At 43.6% G+C, this 23,825-nt stretch carries 22 protein-coding genes; 5 read left to right on the forward strand and 17 right to left on the reverse strand.

The features are described from left to right. Nucleotides 1–539 precede the first annotated feature (539 nt). The 11 genes from OH459_RS18285 to OH459_RS18335 form a co-directional block, all read right to left on the reverse strand. Nucleotides 540–872 carry a hypothetical protein gene (locus tag OH459_RS18285; RefSeq protein WP_269987975.1) on the reverse strand — a complete coding sequence of 111 codons (333 nt, stop codon included), beginning with the start codon at nucleotides 870–872 and terminating at the stop codon, nucleotides 540–542. A 556-nt stretch (nucleotides 873–1,428) separates the two neighbouring features. Beyond that, a complete protein-coding gene (locus OH459_RS18290) occupies nucleotides 1,429–1,818 on the reverse strand; it encodes a hypothetical protein (RefSeq protein ID WP_239968137.1) in 390 nt (129 codons plus the stop codon). Nucleotides 1,819–2,575: 757 nt separating this feature from the next. Next, a complete protein-coding gene (tdh, locus tag OH459_RS18295) occupies nucleotides 2,576–3,607 on the reverse strand; it encodes an L-threonine 3-dehydrogenase (RefSeq protein ID WP_269987977.1) in 1,032 nt (343 codons plus the stop codon). A gap of 141 nt (nucleotides 3,608–3,748) precedes the next feature. Then, on the reverse strand, nucleotides 3,749–4,942 hold the full coding sequence (locus OH459_RS18300) for a glycine C-acetyltransferase (RefSeq protein WP_005448754.1): 1,194 nt from the start codon (nucleotides 4,940–4,942) through the stop codon (nucleotides 3,749–3,751). A gap of 212 nt (nucleotides 4,943–5,154) precedes the next feature. After that, a complete protein-coding gene (locus tag OH459_RS18305; protein WP_269987979.1) occupies nucleotides 5,155–7,482 on the reverse strand; it encodes a putative bifunctional diguanylate cyclase/phosphodiesterase in 2,328 nt (775 codons plus the stop codon). Further along, complete coding sequence (locus OH459_RS18310) at nucleotides 7,479–8,411, reverse strand: transporter substrate-binding domain-containing protein (RefSeq protein WP_009697226.1); 933 nt, start codon at nucleotides 8,409–8,411, stop codon at nucleotides 7,479–7,481. The genes OH459_RS18305 and OH459_RS18310 overlap by 4 nt, the downstream gene beginning before the upstream one ends. A gap of 60 nt (nucleotides 8,412–8,471) precedes the next feature. Beyond that, entirely contained in the window at nucleotides 8,472–9,872 is a 1,401-nt protein-coding gene (locus OH459_RS18315) for an aminotransferase class V-fold PLP-dependent enzyme (RefSeq protein WP_005448743.1), read from the reverse strand. A 547-nt stretch (nucleotides 9,873–10,419) separates the two neighbouring features. After that, nucleotides 10,420–11,793: a sensor histidine kinase gene (locus OH459_RS18320; protein ID WP_005448741.1), complete on the reverse strand. Its 1,374-nt coding sequence runs from the start codon at nucleotides 11,791–11,793 to the stop codon at nucleotides 10,420–10,422. Nucleotides 11,794–11,833: 40 nt separating this feature from the next. Next, nucleotides 11,834–12,565 carry a response regulator transcription factor gene (locus OH459_RS18325; RefSeq protein ID WP_005448739.1) on the reverse strand — a complete coding sequence of 244 codons (732 nt, stop codon included), beginning with the start codon at nucleotides 12,563–12,565 and terminating at the stop codon, nucleotides 11,834–11,836. Nucleotides 12,566–12,711: 146 nt separating this feature from the next. After that, on the reverse strand, nucleotides 12,712–13,407 hold the full coding sequence (locus OH459_RS18330; protein ID WP_050923151.1) for a spondin domain-containing protein: 696 nt from the start codon (nucleotides 13,405–13,407) through the stop codon (nucleotides 12,712–12,714). Between the two features lie 9 nt (nucleotides 13,408–13,416). Beyond that, nucleotides 13,417–14,100 carry a spondin domain-containing protein gene (locus OH459_RS18335; RefSeq protein WP_005448735.1) on the reverse strand — a complete coding sequence of 228 codons (684 nt, stop codon included), beginning with the start codon at nucleotides 14,098–14,100 and terminating at the stop codon, nucleotides 13,417–13,419. 286 nt (nucleotides 14,101–14,386) lie between these two features. On the opposite strand from OH459_RS18335, the gene OH459_RS18340 reads away from it, so the two are divergent. The 3 genes from OH459_RS18340 to gloA2 all read left to right on the forward strand — a co-directional run bounded on the left by OH459_RS18340 (nucleotide 14,387) and on the right by gloA2 (nucleotide 16,243). Further along, nucleotides 14,387–14,860, forward strand: a complete 474-nt coding sequence (locus OH459_RS18340) for a hypothetical protein (protein ID WP_047515030.1) — start codon at nucleotides 14,387–14,389, stop codon at nucleotides 14,858–14,860. A gap of 77 nt (nucleotides 14,861–14,937) precedes the next feature. Continuing rightward, nucleotides 14,938–15,867 (forward strand): LysR family transcriptional regulator, encoded by a 930-nt coding sequence (locus OH459_RS18345; RefSeq protein ID WP_269987985.1) that lies wholly within the window; start codon nucleotides 14,938–14,940, stop codon nucleotides 15,865–15,867. Then, complete coding sequence (gloA2, locus tag OH459_RS18350; protein WP_009697230.1) at nucleotides 15,860–16,243, forward strand: SMU1112c/YaeR family gloxylase I-like metalloprotein; 384 nt, start codon at nucleotides 15,860–15,862, stop codon at nucleotides 16,241–16,243. Before OH459_RS18345 ends, gloA2 begins: the two co-directional genes overlap by 8 nt. Nucleotides 16,244–16,291: 48 nt before the next feature. Here the strand turns inward: gloA2 and OH459_RS18355 are convergent, their stop codons facing one another. From OH459_RS18355 to OH459_RS18380, 6 genes are all read right to left on the reverse strand, one after another. Continuing rightward, the gene (locus tag OH459_RS18355) at nucleotides 16,292–17,731 is read right to left on the reverse strand and encodes a PepSY-associated TM helix domain-containing protein (RefSeq protein WP_009697231.1); all 1,440 of its coding nucleotides are present in this window, start codon (nucleotides 17,729–17,731) and stop codon (nucleotides 16,292–16,294) included. Between the two features lie 152 nt (nucleotides 17,732–17,883). Further along, nucleotides 17,884–18,243, reverse strand: coding sequence for a hypothetical protein (locus OH459_RS18360; RefSeq protein ID WP_080585290.1), 360 nt, complete (start codon nucleotides 18,241–18,243; stop codon nucleotides 17,884–17,886). A gap of 173 nt (nucleotides 18,244–18,416) precedes the next feature. After that, entirely contained in the window at nucleotides 18,417–18,806 is a 390-nt protein-coding gene (locus tag OH459_RS18365) for a cytochrome b562 (RefSeq protein ID WP_009697233.1), read from the reverse strand. Between the two features lie 100 nt (nucleotides 18,807–18,906). Further along, complete coding sequence (locus tag OH459_RS18370) at nucleotides 18,907–19,659, reverse strand: phosphatase (RefSeq protein WP_026138185.1); 753 nt, start codon at nucleotides 19,657–19,659, stop codon at nucleotides 18,907–18,909. 87 nt (nucleotides 19,660–19,746) lie between these two features. After that, nucleotides 19,747–20,187: an SRPBCC family protein gene (locus OH459_RS18375; protein WP_005448715.1), complete on the reverse strand. Its 441-nt coding sequence runs from the start codon at nucleotides 20,185–20,187 to the stop codon at nucleotides 19,747–19,749. Nucleotides 20,188–20,295: 108 nt separating this feature from the next. Further along, the gene (locus OH459_RS18380) at nucleotides 20,296–21,219 is read right to left on the reverse strand and encodes a DMT family transporter (RefSeq protein ID WP_269987990.1); all 924 of its coding nucleotides are present in this window, start codon (nucleotides 21,217–21,219) and stop codon (nucleotides 20,296–20,298) included. Nucleotides 21,220–21,350: 131 nt separating this feature from the next. Between OH459_RS18380 and OH459_RS18385 the strand changes: the two genes are divergently transcribed. Both OH459_RS18385 and OH459_RS18390 read left to right on the forward strand, forming a co-directional pair. Further along, nucleotides 21,351–22,241 (forward strand): LysR substrate-binding domain-containing protein, encoded by an 891-nt coding sequence (locus tag OH459_RS18385; protein ID WP_101905580.1) that lies wholly within the window; start codon nucleotides 21,351–21,353, stop codon nucleotides 22,239–22,241. Nucleotides 22,242–22,761: 520 nt separating this feature from the next. After that, nucleotides 22,762–23,790 (forward strand): S1 family peptidase, encoded by a 1,029-nt coding sequence (locus OH459_RS18390; protein WP_422453825.1) that lies wholly within the window; start codon nucleotides 22,762–22,764, stop codon nucleotides 23,788–23,790. Nucleotides 23,791–23,825 lie beyond the last annotated feature (35 nt).

The following is a 23,825-nucleotide window of genomic DNA, read 5'->3' on the forward strand; positions in this document are numbered from 1 at the left end:
CTTCCAATCCATCTATTTTTAAATTCTGTGCAAAGGGGACTTTCAACACATAGACCGTCATTGAAATTTGTAACGGAATTCATAACAATATTACCTAAACCTCAGTATCCTTTAGATCTAACTAAACCTTTCAGATAATTTAAATAATGAGGCTATAAAGACTAACATGGCTATCATGGAATAGAGAAAATCAGTTCAAAAAGTCATGGAGCAATCGTTGTTCATCGCTTTGTTGTGCTTCTTCCAGTTTGTTGTTTCGTAAAGATGTTTAGGTATGAGACTTTCACAAATGGTGGGGGTAAAAGTCAATTGTCATAACTTTTTGATTTAGTACCATTGATTTTAGGAGTAGAGGCTCGGGGTATCTTCTGTTATTTTTATTTTTACGTAAACATAATTATTAGCATATAGGTTAAGCTAACAACGCAGGTCAGGTAAATAGATTCGATAACCAAATTAGACCTACCCACTCGAAAAGTCACCACGCTTGGTTGATTTAGCTCTATCCACTTTAACAACAAAAGTTGCCCAAGGTTCAATTAGCTACACGTTAGTGTATATATTACCTTATGATTTAATATGCTTCTACTTTCATTCAAGAGCATTTTATCTTTATTTATCTCACAGTAAGAAAGTGCATATCCTGATATTTTTTTACCATTTATGTTTCCCTTAAACTTACATACACTATTTGATTCTGTACCATTAGCAAGCCTGAGTGTTGGCTCACAGTGCACATCAAAGATCTCAAAATCTTTTACTTCACGTGGGTTAATTCCAACCAGAGTTAAGTGAAAAGATATATATAGAGATAAAAATATGAATATAGCCATAAGCATTATTATAGTAATTTTTTTCAGTTTACTTCTCACACAAAACTCCTTTGACAAACCTGTTGTATACATCAACAATCACACATAAAAATTTTGAGGGAGGAAAGATGGTACTAGCCATATCACATACTTTCTATTGGACTCTCTTTCAATTTTTTCAATACCATCAGTTACTTCTTTGGGATAGTAATTCTCTAAAGATCTATCTGGTACGCATGGTATTGGGATACTTTGTTGACCATCCGGGTCCACATACCCTAGCGGATCACCATTCACATAAGCATAGAGGTAAATCTCGCCTGCTCTGCAACCAACTCTATGGGGTCAGAGAACAATCATTGTGCATAGATCTATTCTATTTCTTCTAGCTTATTGTTTTATAGCGATATCTAGACATAAGTTTACGACAATTGGAAAGGACAACAGATCGATTGTCGCAACTTTTTTAATTAGGTTTATTTATAGTCAATGGATAAGATCCATTTCCATTCCACTCTATTTCGCTAAGATATTCTAACAAAGTCTTTTCTGCGTAGAGTGAACCTTGATTAACATCAAGATGAAAAACTTGATAGCAACCTAAACTTTCAGCATCTCAAATAGCATTCTCACCATTATTATTTGATGTTACAATAACTCCATATCGACCAAAATCAGGAAATATCCTTTCAATTTCCCTAGTTATTCCTTCTTTATTTTTAAAAACAAATGGATAATTAAAGTCTATGCCATTTTTTTCATAAAAATCTATGCATAGTTTTCTTGCCGCATTAAATAATTGGAATATTTCTTGAATATTTTCACTTCTAGATTCGCATTCTACTTTATAAACTTCCAAATCTAAAAAACCAGACTCATCAAAGCTCACTAGCCAATATTTATCTCTCATTATGATTTTCACTGATATCCATGATGAGCACTTATAATCAATTTCATATTTAATATTTTCAGAATCTAATTTATTCAAAAATTCAAATAATTTCATATTTTCCAGCCATGATTTGTCAACCATTTTTAGCAATAATAGAAAACTTGGGGGCCGAATCTTTTGGCTCACTATCTTGATTTAGTGCTCCTCCTTTAGTTCCATGAGCATGCCACCAAGAACTCCATACGCACCAGCAGTCTCTAAGATTCAAAATGTTCATTGTTAAAATTACCAAAGCGAACCTAATAAACATTATGCAATCCTTTAAAATCATTAATAGATGTAGAAATATTAAACTCTGCTTTGAGAAAAATAGTCATTTCGGTATAGCAACCTCGACTATATACAATAAGATTCATTAGTGGAAATAACGTTAACTCATACCATCATAAACATAACTTATACCATCATAGAGTCATGTATATTGAACGATAGCTTTAATAAAAGGTAATTGGAGTTTATTGAGATGCTATTATGACTATTATAGTTCTCCTGCTCGCTGACCATTTGTGACAATATAAGAGTAACTCTGTGGTAGCCCGATAAAATCAAAGAGTTCTAAATCAGTAATTCAGTTAAATAGTTAGAAAATTCAGAAAAAAGAAGAATCACGAAGATTGATGTAGAGCGGTTAAAAGAGGTAAGTCAGAAAAAGTATGGAAGGTGTTAAAAAGAGTTCATGAGGTGATAAATATTACTCTCTTACAAAAAACTCCGAAAAACACTGTAGTTTTTCGGAGTTTTTAACTGGTACCAGAGTGGCGGAAGTAAAATTCTCCTAAGAGAACCTAGGAACTATTTTACCAGCTTTGCTCTATTCCCAATCAAGAATAACCTTGCCTGACATACCGCTACGCATTACGTCGAAGCCTTCTTGGAAATCATCAATCTTGTAGTGGTGCGTGATGATTGGTGATAGATCCAAACCAAATTGGATTAATGAAGCCATCTTGTACCATGTTTCGAACATTTCACGACCGTAGATACCTTTGATCACCAAACCTTTGAAGATAACTTGGTTCCAATCGATACCCATGTCTGATGGTGGAATACCTAGAAGTGCAATGCGACCACCGTGGTTCATCGTCGTTAGCATGGAGTTAAATGCTGATGGGTTACCAGACATTTCTAGACCTACGTCGAAGCCTTCTGTCATGCCTAGCTCGGACATTACGTCTTCTAGCTTCTCTTCAGCCACGTTTACTGCGCGAGTTACGCCCATCTTACGAGCAAGCTCTAGGCGGTATTCGTTTACGTCTGTGATAACAACATGGCGAGCACCAACGTGTTTCGCTACCGCAGCTGCCATGATGCCGATTGGACCAGCACCTGTGATCAGCACGTCTTCACCGACGAGGTCAAAAGAAAGCGCGGTATGTACAGCATTACCAAACGGGTCAAAGATTGATGCTAGATCGTCAGAGATGCCTTCTGGGATTTTGAACGCGTTAAACGCTGGGATCACTAAATATTCTGCGAATGCGCCTTCACGGTTTACACCAACACCGATCGTGTTGCGACACAGGTGAGTACGACCACCGCGACAGTTACGACAATGACCACACGTGATATGACCCTCACCAGAAACGCGGTCGCCGATTTCAAAGCCACGAACTTCCTGACCAATCGCAACCACTTCACCCACGTATTCGTGACCTACAACCATAGGAACTGGAATTGTCTTTTGCGACCATTCGTCCCAGTTGTAAATGTGTACGTCAGTGCCACAGATAGCGGTTTTCTTAATTTTGATCAGAATGTCGTTGTGGCCAACTTCCGGTTTTTCAACCTCAGTCATCCAGATGCCTTCTTCAGGCTTTAGCTTTGATAGTGCTTTGATTTTCATAATATTCACCCAATATTGCCCCGCTCTATGCGTGACAAAAAATTCTTTCATCTACCGTCATTAAAGAAGAGGTAAAGGCTTTACCCATGAGCCGACTCAAGAGAGTTGGGAAAGCCTTTGTAACCTTTTAGTCTCTCAGACTTAGATGATGCCCATATCTTTACCAACTTGGATAAACGCATCGATTGCTCGGTCTAGCTGCTCACGAGAGTGTGCTGCAGACATTTGAGTACGGATACGCGCTTGACCTTTTGGTACTACAGGGAATGAGAAGCCAATTACATAGATGCCTTTCTCTAGTGCGCGCTCAGCAAATTCTGCTGCTACTTTTGCATCACCTAACATAATTGGAATGATCGCGTGGTCAGCACCACCCATAGTGAAGCCTGCGTCTTCCATACGAGCACGGAAGTGTGCTGCGTTTTCCCATAGACGCTCACGTAGGTCACCGCTCTCTTCTAGTAGATCCAGAACGCGGATAGAAGCGTTTACGATTGCTGGTGCAACAGAGTTAGAGAATAGGTATGGGCGAGAGCGCTGACGTAACCAGTCAATCACTTCAGCTTTACCAGATGTATAACCGCCTGAAGCGCCGCCCATTGCTTTACCTAGCGTACCGGTGATGATATCGATACGGTCCACTACGTTATGGTGTTCGTGCGTACCTGCACCTGTTTTACCCATAAAGCCAACAGCGTGAGAATCATCAACCATAGTTAATGCGCCGTACTTATCTGCTAGGTCACAGATAGCTGGAAGGTTAGCCACTACGCCGTCCATTGAGAACACACCGTCAGTTACGATAAGAATGTGGCGAGCACCCGCTTCTTTTGCAGCGATCAATTGTTGCTCTAGTTCTTCCATGTTGTTGTTTGAGTAGCGGAAACGCATCGCTTTACATAGACGAACACCATCAATGATTGACGCGTGGTTTAGAGCGTCAGAGATGATCGCATCTTCTTTACCTAGGATAGTTTCAAATAGACCCGCATTTGCATCAAAACATGATGTGTAAAGAATCGTGTCTTCTTTACCTAGGAACTTAGAAAGCTTCTGCTCAAGCTCTTTGTGGATGTCTTGAGTACCACAGATGAAACGTACTGAAGCCATACCAAAACCGTGCTCGTCCATGCCTGCTTTGCCCGCTTCGATAAGCGCTGGGTGGTTAGCAAGACCAAGGTAGTTGTTTGCACAGAAGTTTAGTACTTCTTCACCAGTAGAGATTTTAACAGCCGCTTGCTGTTGAGACGTAATGATACGCTCTGCTTTGTAAAGACCTTCCGCCTTCACTTCTTCAATTTGCTGTTCAATCTGTTGGTAAAATGCAGAAGACATTCGCAATTCCTTCCTGTTTATTTTGTCGAGTTTTCACTCGATTAGAATTAGGTTGAGCCTTTATGTGACGGGGGTCACAGGCAATTACTTCTCAATTAAGTGTAGTGTAATTCAAGGAAGGAAAAACGATTATCCCTCAAGGTGGAAAAGCATTAATGAATTCTAGGCACGAATCCAACTAATGCTTTTCTATGAGGTTGTATTGAAAGGAGTTATAGCCAAGTTGGCGTTGTTAAAAGCGCTTCAAACTCCTTCGCTGGCAATGGTCGGCTATAGTGGAAACCTTGTCCGAACTCACAGTTTAGGTTTTTCAAGTAATCAACGTGACGCTGCTCTTCAATACCTTCTGCGACGATCTTAAGGTTAAGCGCTTTCGCCATTGCAATAATAACGTTCACAAGCTCACGATCCGATTCATTCTCAAACATGTTCTGTAAGAAACTGCGATCAATTTTAAGTCGGTCAAATGGGAATTTCTGTAAGTAACTCAATGCTGAGTAACCGGTACCAAAGTCATCAATCGTTAGCTTCGCCCCCATCGCACGTAAGTTATCTAACATGCTCATCAGTTCATTGCTGTGGTTGAATAAAAGACTTTCAGTAACTTCAACATCAAACAATTCTGGCGACAGCCCCGACTCCTCAAGGTGAAGCTTGATTTGCTCAAAGAGGCGATCACAGTATCTAAACTGCACACTAGAAAAGTTTACTGATACAAACAAGGGTGAATCTTTCTGCCACTTCGCCGCTTGGTGGCATGCTTGACGAATAGCGAAATCACCAAGTTGATGAATCAAGCCGTTCTTTTCTGCAATCGAAATAAACTCTTCTGGGTTCACAAACCCAAACTTGTCGTCATTCCAACGCATTAGAGCTTCAGCGCCGACAATCGCCCCGCTTTCTAAATCAATAATAGGTTGATAGTAAAGCTCTAATAAGTCTTGTGAAATGGCATTACGCAAGCGAGTTTCCAACTCTAAGAAGCGCTGCAAATCTTGGTTCATGTTGTGATCGTAAAAACAGAAAGCGTTACGTCCATCCTGCTTAACTCGATACATGGCCATATCCGCGCACGCCAACAACTGCTCGGCGTTATCACCATCTTCTGGGAAGACTGACATTCCGACACTCGCCGAGAGGAAAAACTCGTGGTTTTGCCATACAAACGGCTCGTTAAACACAGATAGAACCGTTGTCGCAAATCGTTTTGCGCTGTCCGCATTGTGCAAGTCTGGAATCACTAACAAAAACTCATCACCGCCAATCCGAGCCAATAAGTCTGTTTTTCGAACTGCGTTGTGCAATCTTTCCGCTGCGAGTTTTAATACTTCATCACCAACGAAATGTCCCATGGAATCATTAATCTGCTTGAAGTGATCAAGGTCGATGAACATCACCAACACATTCGAACCGATGCGTTCTGCACGCGAAAGCTCTAAGTCGAGACGCTCGGAGCCATAAACTCGGTTTGGTAATCCGGTCAAGGAGTCATGTTTCGCTTGATAAGCTAACTCCATCTCTGACGATTTACGGCGCTCGATTTCACTGGTCAGGCGCTGGTTCTGTTGAGAAAGAAAGTCTTTACGCTTCTTCTCCTCTTCCAATTTTATTTTCAGCTCTACGCGAGTGTTGTTTAGCGTGAATGCATAAAGCAACCCAACCACAATCATGATGGCAAGTACACTTAAACCATTAATGAACATGCGTGAAGTATAAATATCTCGCTCACTGAGTGATTCAAACCACGCCATCAACTTAAAGTGATGATGTTCAATGGGTACTTCAAAATAGATTTTTTGCTTTAGCTCTTTGGCAAGTGCTTCTGGAGCCGTGATGTTTTCTTGTTCCAGCTTACGACTAATAGAATCCCAAACTTCCATTTCCACATCGTTGATCTTTAACACCATCCGGCTATAGCTGCCTTCATGTTCTTGATTCGTCAGTTGGGAAATCACCACTTCTTTGTTGATATCAGCAATCAAAAAGCCAACAGGCTTGCCAGAAAACATCACTTGCTTAACGACTTGAATGAGGACCTTACCATCATTTTGTATCGCTCTGACTTCCTCAGGATGAGCGTGGTCGTTAAGCAATCGAGACGTATCGATGCGATGATCTGTTTTAACGCCCGTAGTGACGATGGTTGAACCATCTAGACCAACTAACGTCAGCTTGGTGTAGATGATCTGGTTGTTGACAGTTTTCGCGTTGGCTTTCTCTTGCAGCTTACGCTTCAAGTTGATCAAACTAGCGCCTAAGCCATATTCCATCGACATGCCTGAAGCAAGATTCGCAAAGAAGGTCTGCACCGTTTTATCAGTTGATAAGTGGTCGACATCTTCGCTGGCTATCGTGAATAAATTATCGAGAGTACCCGCGTAGCTTTTTACCTTTAGGTCAAGTTCACGATGCTGAGAATCTTTTAATTTGTTTTGACCTAAACTCGTCACAGTAATAATCATCGCTAAATAGAGCGACACCAAAATAGCACTGACGGTGATGATCTTCTGGCTTGATATCTTTTTTACAGACTTTCTCATATATCGTTCTTACTATCTTCTAAGAAGTAGTCATTATAAAAATAGTAAATTGACGGGTAGTATTTCTCGACCAACTTCTGGTACGTCCCATCTTTTTTAATTGACTTCAAATATTGATTAAATGCGGCTTTTAATTCAGGGGAGTCCTTACGGAAGGCAACCGCCATTTTTTGATTTTCGGACACAGGACCAATTACTTTGATTTCTCCTGGCCACTTTTCCAATGCAATCAGTGTATCTGCTACATCAAGCAGTGTACTTTCTGCATCATTCTTCATTATCGCTGGCACCATCTCATTCAATCGACGCTGCCCATCAGGCAAAATAACTTTTGCTCCCGTGTCATACAGATTGTAAAGGTTCGGGTCTAGACACGAGTGCTCCATCGCGAGAACTTCACGACCTTTGATAAGCGATTTCACCATCGAGATATCGTTCTCAATGGAACCTGTCGGTTTGATTGGAGTAAGGGTGGAATCTGTGCGTGCGACTAACCAAACCGCAGATGGGAAGTAATCATCAGAAAAATCGACGACATGAGTTCGCCAATCAAGAATAGTGACTCCGTTAGCAATCAGATCACCTTCAATGGGCATCGTTTTGCCAACCTGAAGCTGAGCGTCTTTGTACTCAACTTGTTGACCTGTCAGTTTGCCTACCACATTGTTCCATTGCGCTGGTACGTATTCATATCGGACGCCAAGAGACTGAGCAAACCCTTTAATAATATCCACATCCAGCCCTGTCAAAGTCTGCACTTCACCTTGGTCGATGTAAGAAACAAAGTTCGCGTATGGCACACCGATATGACGCAAAACGCCGCTGTCTTTGATGTCTTGTAAATCACCAGCAAACACTGAAGCAGAGAGTAGTGACGTCATACCAACAGCCATTGCCGTCATGGTTCGTTTGATTAATTTCACTGACATGGTGAATATCCCTCTCTTTAACAAAGCGCCCAAACATGGGCGCTTTGACGATAAACAACATTAGAACGAGTAATAAAGATCCGCAATGGCTTCAACCAGACCTTCAACATCTCTCTCATCATGGAATAAATGAGTCGAAATGCGCAACGCATGTGTTTCGTACGAATCATCCTTGTACAACTTGAAGCTTGTTGTACGAATGATGTAACCATAATCTTCACGAAGACGATCACGGAACTGCGTTAGTCGTTCTTCATCTGTTACATCAAAAAACGGGTTAAACGTAGTCAGACCGCTAGTTAAGCCCTCAACGTTTGGCGAGTACATTTGCGCTTCAGGTAACGCTTCGCTAAGCAGCACCTTACATAACTCACTTAACTCCAAGATGCGTTCTTGAATTCGATCGCGACCAATTTCATCCCACATCTTACAGCTGTCAGCAAGTGCTTGTTTTGCTGGGTAGTTGTCATTACCAATGTACTGCATTTGTAACTGCTTACCTAGGTAATCTGCATGAGATAAAGAAGAGTTAATCAACCACAATGGGTTTTCACGATCGCTCCAGTACTCATTTAAGCGTTTACCGTTGTCACGTACATATAAGATACCCGTAGCGCCCGGACCACACTGCCATTTATGACCAGAACCTGCATAGAAATCACAGTCCATGTCATGGAAATCAAGATCGAACATACCCACAGTGTGCGCACCGTCAACTAAGGTCGGGATTCGATGTTGCTTAGCCAAAGAACAAATGGCTTTCGCTGGAAGTGTTGTGCCAGTTTTGTAGGTGATATGAGAGAACACGATTAACCGAACATTTTGATGTGCTTGAATCGCATCGCTGAACGCTTGAATATAGTCTTCTTCTGTCACATCTTCTGTACCTGTGAAGACAGGAAGTTGAATCTCTACGACATCCACACCAAATCGATGCTTGGCAACGTTCATAGGGGACGTCGCCGCAACGTGTTCGTGATGAGTGGTTAAGATCACATCGCCCGGCTCGAAGTGAAGACCGTTGATGATAGAGCATAGACCATCAGTAGTGTTACGACTCAAGATGATTTCATCCGCATTTGCACCAAAGCCCGGTGCAACTTGCGTCACCATTTCAGACACATAAGGCCATGAACCAAATTTATTCTTCATGTCCCACGGGTATTTCGCAACCAGTTTGTTGTTATCCTCATACCCTTCAAGAACATGTCTTGGCATTGAGCCCGTAGTACCGATGTTCATATAAGTCGTTCGCTTATCCAAAACGAACTGCTTTCGAACTTTACGCCAGAGGCGTCTTTCATTTCTTTTACCTAGTCTGCTCCAATCGATATTCTGTTCCTTTGCTTGAACAGCACCAGAAAACGCCGAAGCACTGACGCCAGCCACAACTGCACCAGTTGCACCTTTTAAAAAATTGCGGCGGCTGCGATTAGTCTTAATAGATTCCTTGTCGCTCATCTTTTCGATCCTTGTCGGAAGTTTAGCCATATTATTAATTATGAATCCGTAACTAACTGTTACTTAAACATTATTACCAAATAGATTCCCTGTTTAGATTTTTCGGCGGCAATTAAGTGACTTTAGTTCCATTTTTTCATTTCATTTGATGATATAAGCAACAGTTCTTTACGATAAAAATAAACAACTAAACGCATATTACAATATTCACTAAAACACCTAACTCTAATATAAATAGAAATTAATTTTATAATGTAAAAATCATAAAAAAGCGTGAGTTGTAATATTTACGAAACAAATTAGATAGCAAGGTTAATATCAAGTTCTAGCACGTTAAATATGTAACAGAATAAATTTAATTCATCAGCGCTATCATTCGTTTGTTGAAATAACAATCATGACGAATTATTAAGCGAAAAATTCTATTTAAACAGTAGATTTGTTCGATGAACAGAAAGGGAAAGTAAGCAAGAGGAAGGTGGCGGTAGCTATACCCAAGTAATCTCGAGACACTTCATTCAGCGAGAATGGCTTGGGTATAGATAGATTAAACGGCTCGTAATGTGAACTTTTGTTGATATTGAGATGGTGTGCTGCTGGTCTCTAGATAACTGTGATGCAACATGAGTATCGACTGTACAATCTTGGTCCCAATACCTAGCGAGCCTCCCTGTGCTTCTTCTTCAATATGGTTAATAAAGGCAAAATGAATTCTTGATTTATCGTCACTCAAATGAGCATGACAATGTACTTCTGAACGCATTGGACTGTGGCGCAGCGCATTTTCAAGCAAGTTAAGCACCAACCGCTCTAAAAGGCCTTTATCACCCACAGTTTGAATTTCGTTATCGACGTCTATTTTCAGCAGCACTTCTTTTCGAGCAAACTGGCTTTGCATCGTCTCGGCGCACTCTGCCATCAAGGCTCCAAGATCCACTGGTCGATACTCGTAATTCGGCATGGGCGCTTCTTTTCGAGCTACGTCCAACAAAGAGTGCAATTGCGTAGACAGCTTCTCACAGTTTCTGAAAGCGACGTCAATCAAAGGGTCGGATTCAGGATGCTGCAAACGCCACGTTTCCAAATAGCCAAGAACGCTCGATAACGGTGTTTTTAAATCATGACTAAGCTGCAATAAGCTTTGACGACGATGAGACGATTGATACTCCAACTGCAAAAACTGTTGCTGGATATGCTTCGCCATCATCTGATAGGAATTTGCTATCGGTACTAATTCCGGAACTTGGCGCGTAAAATCGGGTTGCAGGCGGAAATCATGTTCTGCTTGTTGTTGAAGCTGATTGGTCACACGCTCAATCGGGTTCAATAAACTGCGTTTCACTAACACATAAGCACCTAATGCAAAGCCTAAAATAGACACTAAAACTAACCCAGCGAGCGCGATATAAGGTGTGTCTACTTGGGCGTTGGCAATCGCATCATGTCTGGTACTGCCAATGACTACATAGAGATAACCCACGGTTGAGCCGAGTTCCTCAATCGCTGCTACGGAAAACACTTTGTGCTCGCCACGATTACGAGGATCTTCGCCTAAGATGGGGAATGGCTCGTCATTCAAGAATCGTTTAATTGGGTTAAGATCTACCTTACCCATGATCTCTGCACCTTCTGGTGCTGCATGGGTAGTGATGTTGCCTTGGCTATCAAGAAAGTAAATTTCGAAATCCGGACCAATCAACATAAGGGTATGAAAGATGGATTTAAGCGCTTTCGGGTTGTAATCCGTACCTATCATCAACGGATTATCATCACGCATGTGGCTTGCCAGCTCTTTGTGCAGACTCTGTTTAGTGCGTAATTCAATGGTCTCTTTTTGCCAATTGTACGTTAATGCAATAACGGCTGCTGCTAAACAAAACCATAGGCTCGTGAACACCACTAAGCGAGATTTGAAGCTCATCCTAGCGCCTCCTTAATCAGTCATTACTCGGGTAGTAAAGCTACTGTCGTGGTTGAAACTTGTACCCCACGCCCCATACCGTCTGGATAAAATGATGATCAGAGTCAGACAAAGACAACTTGCTACGTAGGCGATTGATGGTGCTACACACCGTATGATGATAACCGGAATGGCTGGTATTCCACACATGGTCGAGCAATTCATCTTTACTGTAGACTCTACCCGGGCGTGTCGCGAGGAATTGCAGCAAGGTAAACTCTGTCGCGGTAAGAGTGACATCCTTGTCATTTAGGGATACCTGATGCAATTCTGGAATAATTCTTAATGGACCAAAATCCATGCTATCTTCAAGTTCACTTCTTTCAACTTGTACTTCAACGGTTTGACTTACCCGTCGCAATACATTGCGTACTCGAGCTTGAAATTCTAATACGCTAAACGGCTTGGTAATGTAGTCATCCACACCCGCCTCCAAACCATCCACTTTATCCATCTCACCATCTCTGGCGGTCAGCATGAGCACAGGGCTCCAATCTTGTTGCTGACGTAAATAATGGCAGATATCTAAGCCGTCACCGTCTGGCAAACCTCGGTCAAGAATGAGTAAATCAAAAGGTTGTTGTTGGTATTGCGCTTTGGCTTCGGCGACATTCGTTACCCGCAACACTTGGTGTCCTTGAAACTTGAGATGCATTTGAACCAGTTCTGCCAAATCATCATCGTCTTCTACCAGCAAAATGTTCGCGACTAAATTGATTGCCTGCTGTTCCATGGTCCTTTCCCTGCGTCTGAGAATCCTCACTTTGCACATGACCGGAACAAATCGGAATTTCTTTCAAAAAAGGTTCCGATGACGCCATGAGGATTAAAGCGCTCGGCTACAAGCGCTTTGGAAAGGAGACGCCATCGGAGCCTGTATTACTCGACTCGGGTGATAGTGAGTTTCGCTCCAGGATTCAGGAAGCGATGGTTCGCAGAAAGCGCAGAATTGGCTAAACCATCATCTTTACTTACCACTCCCGCGTGAAACGCCACTACGTCATTTGTGTCGTTACGAGTAGCATTAAAGCCTTCACCACCGCCTGCAGGTCCCGGAATGGTGGCTGCAAGTTCATCGTTCAATTCCGTGCCGGAATCCCAAACGTTCATGCTCATTTCGTAGCTTTCTCCCACCGCCAATGATTTAAGCGATAGACCCGTTTCCCCAACAAACGCATCGTTGGTGTTCACAAACATGGAAGCGACTGAAACGTAGCCCGCTTTGTGTGGGTCAACTGTAAAGGTTACGGAATCACTTGAACCAGGAAGCACTAAACCATTACCTGACAACGTTTGGTAGACATAGTCATTGGAATCCTTTAGCGCTAACAGCTCGGCATTGCTGCCCCCTTCTGCAAGATGCTCAAGCTCAACAGAAGAGCTTTTGCCAATTTCAAACAGTTTGTATTTGTCGTTGTGAGCCAAAATCGCAAGTGGCGACATTGGTTGATTCGCGGTCAAGTTTGCAACGTTAATCGTGTAACGGTATGACTTCACCACATCATTATCATCATCGCTTGGACAACCGGCGAGTAAGCCGACTGAAGCTGCTACGAGTAAGATTCTGTATTTCATACATCCCCCTTACTTCACAACAATTGTGATGGTTGCAACTGGGTTCAGCCAACGATGGCTGCTGCTGTCTAGGTCACTGATGCCGCCAGTTGGATCGCTATCACCAAGGTTACCCGGATGCACGTGAACTTTGTCATTAGTCACTGCCGCTTCAACACCGGTGCCGCCTGTACCAAAGGTAATGAAAGGTGGATTTGGCATGCTACCTTTAAGTTCATCATTGGCTTCTGTGCCTGCATCATAACTTCTTAGCGTTGCTCGGTATGTGCCAGCTTCCGTTGGGATTTTCCAGCTATCTAGCCCCACGAAACCATCATTGGTTGGCAGAAGCATCGCACTAAGAGACAAGTATCCATGATCACCACTGTTCATGGTAAAGGTAGTCGCGACACCCGGATTCAAAATACCACCAGCCGGGTTCTCAACCACAACACCACCAGCATTACCAATGACACTAGCAAGACCCGAGATGTCACCACCTTCCGCCATTGCTTCTAACTCTGGGGTAGCGGCTTCACCGGTTCTGAACATCTTAAGATCAGAGCCATGTGCTGCGACAATCAGTGGCGTAAAGTAAATGCCTTTTGTCGCGTTAGTCACGGTGATTTCCAGTTCTGCTGCATTCACTGATGCAGAGCCTAGTGCCATAGCGACTGAAGTCATGACGAGTCCGAGTTGGGTACGTTTTTTCATTGTGATTCCATCCTTTAATGAGGGTTGAACTACTCAAGTCCATGTTTACGGCTTTACTTCTTTGTTTGTAACTTGAGTAGGTTAAGCATTACGTTTCGAACGTTTTGCGTTCTTGCCTCTAAGAATGACGAACAAATCTATCAGCAACTTCATCGAATTCTCATATAATTCTCACAAGTTCTGTTCGATTTTTTCAGCAGCGATTTTTACTCTTAATCAGCTATTTACACTTCGTGTACTCCCCTCCTACAATGCGGCATTCCCTGTTTAAATCACGATTCTCAGCATGATTCATAACGTACTGGCTGCTTACTATGGCGAAATCTACGGCATCGCTTTTTTCAATCACTACTTGAACCATTACGCCCATGGTAAACAACAAACGCTGTGGCAAACCTTGATTGAAGTAGAAGAGCTCACCGCAGAAAAGCTCAAGCTTGTATTACTAGCAAATGGCATGGATATAGAAAGCCGACACCAAGAGATGCTTGATAAAGGCTTGGCAGACGCAACCAAGTGGATAGAGTTGCCATGGCTGGAGTTGGTGGCAACTCTTCTGAAGTGGGTAGAACCTTATGAGGTCAAGTATCGAGAGTGGCATGAAGAAGTGAAAGCTTCACAGCAGTATTCAATCGCTGAGCAAGAAGCTATCGAGTTGATTGCGGACCACGAAACGGCTATTTATCACTGTTGGCAGCACTACCATATTGGTGAATCTGGCTTGCCTGCCCTGAATACCTTCTTAGCAAAATATCGCTAAAGCGAGACGGTGACACTTGAACCGAACAAAACCGTACCAGACAATACCGTTATTCCGCTGCGCAGAACTGAACAAATATGGTTAACCCAAAACTCATTGCCCTACTCCCTGATCTTGCTTCGTTTATCTTAGTGGTAAACGAGGGCAGTTTTACCGCTGCAGCCAAACAACTTGGCGTGACGCCATCGGCTTTAAGTAAGTTGATCACACGGTTAGAACAAGCCCTCTCAGTGAAACTGTTCGAGCGAACGACTCGCAAGTTGATCATCACTCAAGCCGGGCAAAAGGTTTACGACCAAAGCATCGCCATGGTGAATGCGGCGCAGCAAGCGGTTGAATTATCGGCGGAAGATCATGCCGAGCCCACGGGTGCACTCACAGTGGCTGCACCCGAAGCGTTTCTTAACTCGGTGCTTCAACCATTTGTGTTGCCATTCCTAGATCGCTACCCAAACATTCAGCTCAAGCTACGTGCTGCTGATGGTGAGATTGATCTTTTTCGCCAAGGTATCGACGTAGCATTTAAGCTCACCGACAAACCCGATGAGAATCTGGTACTCAAAGAGATCAGCAAGACCAATCTTGTTTTGTGTGCCTCTCCAGATTACCTTGCCAAACACGGTATGCCAGAGCATCCGACTGAACTTGAGCAGCACGATTGTATTTATCTTGCTGAAAACGACAAAGACAACATCTGGTCTTTCTTTAAAGAAGAAGCTTTCCACTCTATTGCCGTGAGTGGACGCTACGCCATTAACCACTCTCAAATGCGATTGAACGGGGTTAAGTCTGGCTTGGGAATTGGAATCTTCCACGACTTCGTGATTAAAGACGCGTTAGAACGAGGAGAAGTGGTAGAGGTTCTGTCTGATTGGATGATCAAAAGTAACTACCACGGCGCTATCGCGATGCAGTATGCACAAACCAAATACATGCCTGCTCGCCTGCGCGTGTTTATTGACTTCGTTAAGGAGCACTTAGTCTCCGGAGAGGCTAACCATGTTTAATGCCATTCACCACGTCGCCATCATTTGCAGTGATTACCCAACATCAAAACACTTTTACACCCAAGTCTTGGGGCTAAAAGTCATTGCTGAAAATTATCGTGAAGCTAGAGACTCTTACAAGCTAGACCTTGCTCTACCTGATGGAAGCCAAGTTGAGCTGTTTAGCTTTCCGGGCGCACCGAATAGACCAAGCTTTCCCGAAGCACAAGGGTTGAGACATCTCGCGTTTTTGGTTGATGATGTTGATCAAGTAAAAGCCTACCTCGAATCGAATGACGTTGAAGTCGAGCCGATTCGCATTGACGAGTTCACAGGCAAAGCATTTACCTTCTTCCAAGATCCAGATGGCTTGCCGCTGGAGATTTATCAGAAATAAAAAGAGCCAGCAATTCGCTGGCTCTTTTACTCTTTCACTCGTCTCTTGCTAGTTCAACGCCGTTTTCAGCTTCTCGACGCGGTTGAACAACAGCCAATCCAGTGCGAGAACGGTAACAATTGCCAAACCGCCCATCGGAAACGCCAAACACAATACTACCAACGTTACTAAACCAAGCTTCCAAATGCCGTCTTGTTGAAATTTAGGTGGCGCCCCTAATGCAGCACTGCGACTTGGTCGACGAATCCACCACATCACAACCCCTGTGATTGAGATTAAAATGAACGCCAGACAGAACACCACGTTGAGCACTTTGTTCAATACACTCACATCACCTTGGTGCAACGACACTCCTGCCGCCATGAACTTGGCAAACAAACTGTAATCTTGCCATGTGACGTCCACCAACAAGCGACCGGAATATTGGTCAAAGTGACTGGTGCGATCTTGTCTTGGATCGGAAATATCACCGCCCATTGAGTTAGCAGCCACGGTGTAAACACCTGTCTCAGAGCGTGGCAAAAATAGCTTATAGCCAGTAAAACCCATCATTTCTGCCTTGTGGACGATATCATCAATAGATAGTGCATCATGACTGCCTGCATAAGCTGATTCTTCCTTCATGTTGGCGTGATCATGAGCTGGTTTATCTTTCGACTGTGGCACAGCAGCAAGCTCTAAGTTCCATGGCATCTCTTCTGATGCACCATGATTCAGGTCTTTGTGTATCAGTGTCGACTCTGGTTTCTCACCCCATGTGTAATAGGTTGGGAAGGTATTCCAAGCTTGCACCATTTTCGCGCCCCATATCCCAGCCCAAGACAGACCTGAAATCAAAAAGAACAACAGAACAATTGATAGCACACCGCCTAAATTCGCATGCAGATCTCGCATCAAAATACGAGTTCCACTGCCAAAACGAATTTTCAAAAAGCCAGCACGGCTTGCGTTGTCTCTTGGTAACCACAGGTACAAACCAGACACCAACAGTAAAATGCCTAAACTGGCGGCGATTTCTATTAACCGATCACCCAAATCACCAATAAGCAAAGTGCCATGGATGTTATTCATCAGTTCATAGATGCTATCACCACGGTTAATCGTCCCTTGTACTTCTCCGGAGTATGGGTTCACAGCAACAATCAATGAGCTGCCTTCTTGATTTTGAATCGAGAATCGGTTGGCGATATCAGATGTTTTTGCAGGCACAAATTGGGTGATATTAAAATCGGGATACGCCTGCTTTACCGCGTCTAACTGTCTAGAGACAGGAACGGTTTGCTCTTGCGGTATAACGTGCAACGTTGCCTCATATCGAGCCAGTTCGATTTCATCATCAAACAGCATCACTAACCCCGTAAGGGAGAGCATCAACATAAATGGAATAACGAATAAACCTGCGTAGAAGTGCCATCGCCACGTCATAAAATAGATGGACTTTTCGCGTGAAGCTTCCTTGAGTTGAGGCTTTGCCGAGTTTCTCAACATGTGTATTTTCCTTTTTTCATTGTGAACACCCAAATTCAGTCAAACGCATCCTGAACATACTCATCGGTATGTGACGTCATTTGACTTAGATTCGGGAGTACCACTGCTCGAATGGCAGTGTTGTTGGCTTTATTTACTTGTAATTGTTTTTGTTATGAGAAAAAGGAAATTGGGGGAGCACGAGGAACTGGCGTTTCAAATCGCACACTTAGAGCCAAATAAGTGTAGCTGTCAGAAACGACCAAGCTCAATCTTGAGAGTATCGGTGTCGTTGGAAGTGTATCGTGATGAAAAGTCGAGAAGTGGCTGAACGGACAAGGCTTACCTTTGTGGCTGACGGAGTTGTCACCCTCTTCTATCTGCACCAACTCAAAACCGTTCAGTGTACATAGCGTCGCCCACACCCCCATGCTGTTACCATGAGCATTGATAACAGGCATCAGTGTCACTAGTGCCCAACTTAGAGCACTAGCAAATAACATGGAGCGATAAAAAGGAATTAATCTACGCATAACGGTGACTTAACAAATTTCACATAGCGTAACCAATTCTGAGTGCTAGCTCAAAAAGAGGATTCATAAGTGGCTGCTACCTCACAGGTTTTCTTGAATACTGTGATTGACAGGCACAAAAAAGCCCGCCGAAGTGGCAGGCTGATGGTCATCTTTTCAAGTTGGATAAACGGTTAGCTAAACAGCTTGCTCCAAATACTTGGGTTACGCTTATCGTGGTACTCTTCGCGTAGACTATCGATTTCACGTAATTGATCTTTCGCTTCTTGTAGCTTGCCCGCATCGAGATCAGCTTCAATCTTATCTAGCGTTACCGTCAACTTGTTAAAGCCTTCTAGGTAGATATCAAACTTCTCTGGTGGGTAATTACCACGCTTAGATTGTTCGACGATCGCTTGCAAGCTATCAATCGCAGATTTCATGGTTTCAACATCAGACGCTTCCGCCGCCTGTTTGAATTCCATCTTCATCTGCTTCATGTTTTGTTTTAAATCGACGGCTTCTGCCATTGCATAAGTTGAGCCTAACGCAATCACACACCCCAGTATTAAAGGACGTAACATCTTCACTTCTCCATTGAATGCCGAATTCTGAGTCGGCTTTTTAATGCGAGCAGTGTAAAGCAATCCCTTAACACTTGCATAACCAAAAGTGTAATCAAGTTTATGCGTTGCGAATCTCGTCATACTCTGCGATTGGCTTACGACCGCGCAACTCTAAGAAGGCTAAGAATTGTTGTGCTGAGTGAGTAATAACTTTGCTGCTGTCGATACCCACTCTGTCCATTAACTCGCCGACTAAGCTCAGATTACCCACATCATGGCAGAAGTGTGCATCGCTGCCGGTAGTGAAAAATACACCCAATTCTTTGCCGATTTGTGCAATCTCATGGCAGCGGTCTACACTACCGACGCGGCTATTGCCCTTCAGAGTGGTGTTGTTAATTTCAATCGCTACATTGTGCTCTTTAGCGCACTTCAGCACAGCTTCAAAATCAAAGTCAAAGTTCGGGTTACCTAAGTGACCCAACGCATCAACACGACCATTTTTGATGATATTCAACAACGCTTCCGTGTGCGTGGCACTATCTGCAGGGCGGAATACTGGCTCATGAAAACTGGCAATCACCCAATCCAAATTTCGATCAACGCTGTCGGGAATGTCGATGTCACCTTGAGTGTTCATAATGTTAGATTCAACGCCACGAATGATCGCAACCCCCTCAAGAAAACGAGGCAGAATTTTCTGGTTAGAGAAAAACCAGTAATGAGGCGCACCCGGCATTGATTCAGCGTGATCGGTCGTACAGAACATATCAAGTCCGTTCTCTTTTGCCGATTTCGCGTTTTCAATCAACGTACTGTATGCGTGACCACTGGCGTACGTATGCGTGTGGGTATCAACCTTAAATTCCATCATCAACTCTCTTGGTGCGCAAATTGGCGGCTATTGTATACCCACAAGTCACCTGTCGTCAGCCCAATCTTAGCTTGCAACCTCACCCTATTCTTCGCTGATGGTTTTGATCAAAGGCAGAGCCTTCTCCCAGCCGTGGTTGAACATCGACACAAAATCACTGTGAGTGTGTATGGTTATACTCAGCAATAAGCGATCCTCCAAAGTATCGATCTGATAGATCTCTCGCGATCCGATCCACTTTGACGCTAAGTCTCCATCCAATTGCTGCCGATTATCTGGGTTAAAAATGGCAACATGATGAAACTCCAGTTTTTGTAGCGGCTGTACCGTGTCAATTATCGCTCTCGTTCCGCCCATGTCTGGGTCAAAAAAGGTCATGTCACAACCTTCTTCCCATGCGCCATCAAATTGAGACTGAGGCGAAAAGGCTTGTGCCCATCGTTTGTATAGTTCGACATCGGTCAGCACGCTCCATACGCGCTGAGGTGTCGCGGCAATCTCGACGTGATAGTTTAAAGTCAGCATGTTTTCTCTCCCTGCACCTTTCTTGACGCTAGCTCATTCTGATTAAAAATCAAACAGGCACTGACGTTTACACTTCATTTGTCACAGCTTGCTAGGCTAAACCTCCCCTTAAGGTGTTTTAGCTCGCAGTACATGTACGCGGCGTGCCGAGAACCTAACCCAACAGGTATTCAATACCGTCGCTAACACAATCAAACTCACTCCTGCAACTTGGCTATGACTCATTTGGTCGTCAAAGAAGGTCCATTGCCATACTGCGGTAAACAACAGATTGGTGAATATCAGCGGTGCAAGCTGCGAACCACTGCTTGCAAGCTGGTACGCTTTGGAACGGAATACTTGCGTATTAATAATGAGTAACGACATCAAAAATACGAGTGCAGTATTGGGCGTTTCAAAAGTGCTTATCGATAGGGAATTAACCAACATACTCGCATCATTCACGAACACGAGTGGCAAGATAAGCAGTGCCGCTGTGCCGAAGGTCCAAAAATTGATTTCTAGTGGTGATAGACCACTCTTACTTGCTTTGTAGAGCGTCAATTGAGAACCCGAGTTAAACAGCCCACCAGCTAACCCCAAGAGCAAATCGATACGCCATGTAAACTCGCCATCTGCACCCGCCAATAAAATCACACCTGAAAACGCCATAACGAGCGCTACGATAGTCGACATTCGAATCTGACCACGCATAAACAGCTTCTCGACGATGGGCATAAACAGTGGTCCAGTTGCGAACAGTACAACCCCTTCAACCAAGGTGAGCGTTTGCAAAGAAGCAATGAAACACAACTGACACATTGCGATGAAAAGAGCACGCAGAACAATTGGTTTAATAGTACCTACAGTAGGTAAAGCCAGATTCTTGAAGCGCAGCATGACCAATAAAATGAGAGCTGGAGTAAAGAAGCGTAAAAAACTGAACATGGTCACGGATAAATCATCACTGAGCTGCTTTGCTAACAGCCCTGTAACAGATAAGCTTAATGTCGACATCAACATAAAGATGACGGGTTTATTTTCTTCTTTCATTGGATACTCCTTAATTCACGGAGTATTTTAGGAAAAGGCGTTAGTGATAAATAGCGAGTATTTTTAAACGCTAATGTAAGTAAAACTTACAACTTAAATTAAATCCAGTTCATAGAGAGAGCCGAAGCAGTATGCGCAAATTAGTCCCACTAAAATCCATCTACGCATTTGTCGCTGTAGCGGAGACAGGCAGCATGACAGAAGCCGCCCACCTACTCTCTGTGAGCCACTCTGCGGTGAGCCAAGCCATCAAATCGTTAGAAGGTCAGGTCAATAAACCTTTGTTTGATCGCATTGGTCGCCAAGTCAGACTCAACAATGATGGTAAAAAGTATTATCGCAAAGTGGCGCCTGCGTTGGAGCAAATCGTCGATGCCACTGAAGCTTTGATTCACGATCAAAACTCCAAGCGTATTACGCTCAATATGGTTAACTCACTTGCTTTGCATTGGTGGATCCCTCGCATGTCGAGCTTGCAAGATTACGCCCCTCAGTTGGATGTTCGTCTGTCTAATTTGGTGGGATTGTTTAGCTTAGAGCAAGAGGGGATTGACGCTGCGGTCGTGCATGGCAGTCCTCAAGAGTGGCAAGATTACTATTGTGAAAAGCTGAGTGAGGATGAGTTAGTGTTGGTGTGCAGTCCCGAATTATTAGAGCAGCCTGATAACCGAGACATTCAGCAACTGCTATCAACTTACCCCATCATTGAAGTCACTAACGATCGCCGAAAGCATGACTGGCAAGTTTGGGAAGAAGAGACAAGATTACTGCGACCTACCAATAAAAAGCCAATGACCTTCAATATGTCCATTCAAGCGGTGCAAGCAACGACAAGACGTTTGGGGTTATTGGTAACCCATCGTCTATTTGTCAAAGATGACATCAAATACGGGCAATTGGTGGAATTGGGCGAGCCTGTGGTCAACCCATACCAGCAGTTTTACTTTGTTTGCCCACCACACAAACTCAAACAGGAAGCCTTTCATTTACTGAGGTCTTGGCTAAGACAAGAGTTTAGCTGATACGCCAACATGCCCGTGTGCTGGAGCAGCGATCACACGAATTGTATTGAACCTAAAGTTTCGCCAGTACAAATGTGCAATCGACTGAATATTAAATTGAGATAATCGACTTTATACCCAAGTGACTTCAAGATGCAGGATTCAGAGCGTTGTCATTGATTCGAGAGTAAGGAAAACAACTTGGTAATAGCTAGCTCTTTCCAAGTTGTTTGACGCAGCCATTTGTTTGACTAAAAAAGCGAGTCAAAGACACGCTCCCAAAGGGCACTCTTTGCAAATAGTAAGGGCCTTGGCTTGTATACTTTGTTGCCGATTCTTGATTTAGAATGACTAGATCTTTAAATCGCCGCCGCGTCTACAAACCAAGTCATTCTCGCTGAACCTAGCATCTCGAGGTTACTTGGGTATAACGTGGATTTATTTGCATCACGAGTGAATAGATTAATGCCGGAATTGGTATAAAGTAAAAAGAGTGCTTTTGAAATCCAAGGATGGCTTTATGAGGTTGTATCATTTCTTTATGAGTGGCGTTGTTCTCATTGCCCCACTTTCTAGCTCAGCCGAAACGATGGGTGAAGTCAGTTCACCTGACGTGAAACCTTTTATTATTGGCGGACAACAAGCTACAGCCAACCAACTCCCTTTCTTTGCACGCGTCATTTTACACCGTACGGGTTCCAGTCAGTTTGCCAACATTTGCGGTGGTACCATCGTTAATGACAGGTACATCATGACCGCAGCACACTGTGTCGAACCGAGTGTCTTCACTGGCGGATGGACAATCAACGATCTTCGCGTGTTGGTAAAAAACCCAACCATGAACGATGTGTTTGTGGAAGAATTTAAAGACGTGCGAGCTATCACCATTCATCCAAACTACGATCCAGATGACCTTTGGATTAACGATATTGCTGTCTTGGAGCTCACGCGTCCAATTACCGACAACGTCCAATCCATCACACTACCACAGGACTTTGGCGACTACAGTGAGCAGACGGTATATCAAATCTTTGGGCTTGGACAAACCTCAACGAACGACACATCAGGCCCTAACTATCTACGCTGGGCAGAAATCCACCCCTTAACAGATTTACAGTGTGCCTCACTTGTTTCAGGCTTTAACTCACAAGAAAGCTTGTGCGCTAATGGCTTCCCTAACCGAACTTACACTGGGATATGTGCAGGAGACTCTGGTGGTCCTTTGACCTATCAAGACACCAACGGGGATTATCAACAGATCGGCATAGTGAGCTACGGATCTTCGGTTTGCGAGTCTCCCGCTATTCCTAGCGTATTTACAGAAGTACTCAATTACACTTCTTGGGTCGAGGCGCAAACCAGTTCCGGAGTAAAAACGGTCTACAACGCCGCTCTGGCTGCAAGCGAGGATTACCATAGCGAAGGGGATTCAGGGTTCGATCCGGAAGACACCACCAGCAATGATTTTGGCAATAATAACAGTGGTGAAAGCAGTGGCGGTTCACTTGGTTTCGGGCTGGTCACTCTTGGCAGTTTATTCGCTTGGGTCAGACGCCGTCAGCCCTTGTAGCACGTGCCTTAAACCTTACTTACAATTTTTAGAAT

This window comes from Vibrio sp. MM46, assembly GCF_027587135.1.
GTDB lineage: Bacteria > Pseudomonadota > Gammaproteobacteria > Enterobacterales > Vibrionaceae > Vibrio > Vibrio harveyi.

Excerpts from the sequence above, each read along its gene's own strand:
- OH459_RS18290 (WP_239968137.1), bottom strand. The coding sequence starts at position 1,818 with ATGAAATTATTTGAATTTTTGAATAAATTAGATTCTGAAAATATTAAA.
- tdh (WP_269987977.1), bottom strand. The coding sequence starts at position 3,607 with ATGAAAATCAAAGCACTATCAAAGCTAAAGCCTGAAGAAGGCATCTGG.
- OH459_RS18300 (WP_005448754.1), bottom strand. The coding sequence starts at position 4,942 with ATGTCTTCTGCATTTTACCAACAGATTGAACAGCAAATTGAAGAAGTG.
- OH459_RS18305 (WP_269987979.1), bottom strand. The coding sequence starts at position 7,482 with ATGAGAAAGTCTGTAAAAAAGATATCAAGCCAGAAGATCATCACCGTC.
- OH459_RS18310 (WP_009697226.1), bottom strand. The coding sequence starts at position 8,411 with ATGTCAGTGAAATTAATCAAACGAACCATGACGGCAATGGCTGTTGGT.
- OH459_RS18315 (WP_005448743.1), bottom strand. The coding sequence starts at position 9,872 with ATGAGCGACAAGGAATCTATTAAGACTAATCGCAGCCGCCGCAATTTT.
- OH459_RS18320 (WP_005448741.1), bottom strand. The coding sequence starts at position 11,793 with ATGAGCTTCAAATCTCGCTTAGTGGTGTTCACGAGCCTATGGTTTTGT.
- OH459_RS18325 (WP_005448739.1), bottom strand. The coding sequence starts at position 12,565 with ATGGAACAGCAGGCAATCAATTTAGTCGCGAACATTTTGCTGGTAGAA.
- OH459_RS18330 (WP_050923151.1), bottom strand. The coding sequence starts at position 13,407 with ATGAAATACAGAATCTTACTCGTAGCAGCTTCAGTCGGCTTACTCGCC.
- OH459_RS18335 (WP_005448735.1), bottom strand. The coding sequence starts at position 14,100 with ATGAAAAAACGTACCCAACTCGGACTCGTCATGACTTCAGTCGCTATG.
- OH459_RS18340 (WP_047515030.1), top strand. The coding sequence starts at position 14,387 with ATGATTCATAACGTACTGGCTGCTTACTATGGCGAAATCTACGGCATC.
- OH459_RS18345 (WP_269987985.1), top strand. The coding sequence starts at position 14,938 with ATGGTTAACCCAAAACTCATTGCCCTACTCCCTGATCTTGCTTCGTTT.
- gloA2 (WP_009697230.1), top strand. The coding sequence starts at position 15,860 with ATGTTTAATGCCATTCACCACGTCGCCATCATTTGCAGTGATTACCCA.
- OH459_RS18355 (WP_009697231.1), bottom strand. The coding sequence starts at position 17,731 with ATGTTGAGAAACTCGGCAAAGCCTCAACTCAAGGAAGCTTCACGCGAA.
- OH459_RS18360 (WP_080585290.1), bottom strand. The coding sequence starts at position 18,243 with ATGCGTAGATTAATTCCTTTTTATCGCTCCATGTTATTTGCTAGTGCT.
- OH459_RS18365 (WP_009697233.1), bottom strand. The coding sequence starts at position 18,806 with ATGTTACGTCCTTTAATACTGGGGTGTGTGATTGCGTTAGGCTCAACT.
- OH459_RS18370 (WP_026138185.1), bottom strand. The coding sequence starts at position 19,659 with ATGGAATTTAAGGTTGATACCCACACGCATACGTACGCCAGTGGTCAC.
- OH459_RS18375 (WP_005448715.1), bottom strand. The coding sequence starts at position 20,187 with ATGCTGACTTTAAACTATCACGTCGAGATTGCCGCGACACCTCAGCGC.
- OH459_RS18380 (WP_269987990.1), bottom strand. The coding sequence starts at position 21,219 with ATGAAAGAAGAAAATAAACCCGTCATCTTTATGTTGATGTCGACATTA.
- OH459_RS18385 (WP_101905580.1), top strand. The coding sequence starts at position 21,351 with ATGCGCAAATTAGTCCCACTAAAATCCATCTACGCATTTGTCGCTGTA.
- OH459_RS18390 (WP_422453825.1), top strand. The coding sequence starts at position 22,762 with ATGAGTGGCGTTGTTCTCATTGCCCCACTTTCTAGCTCAGCCGAAACG.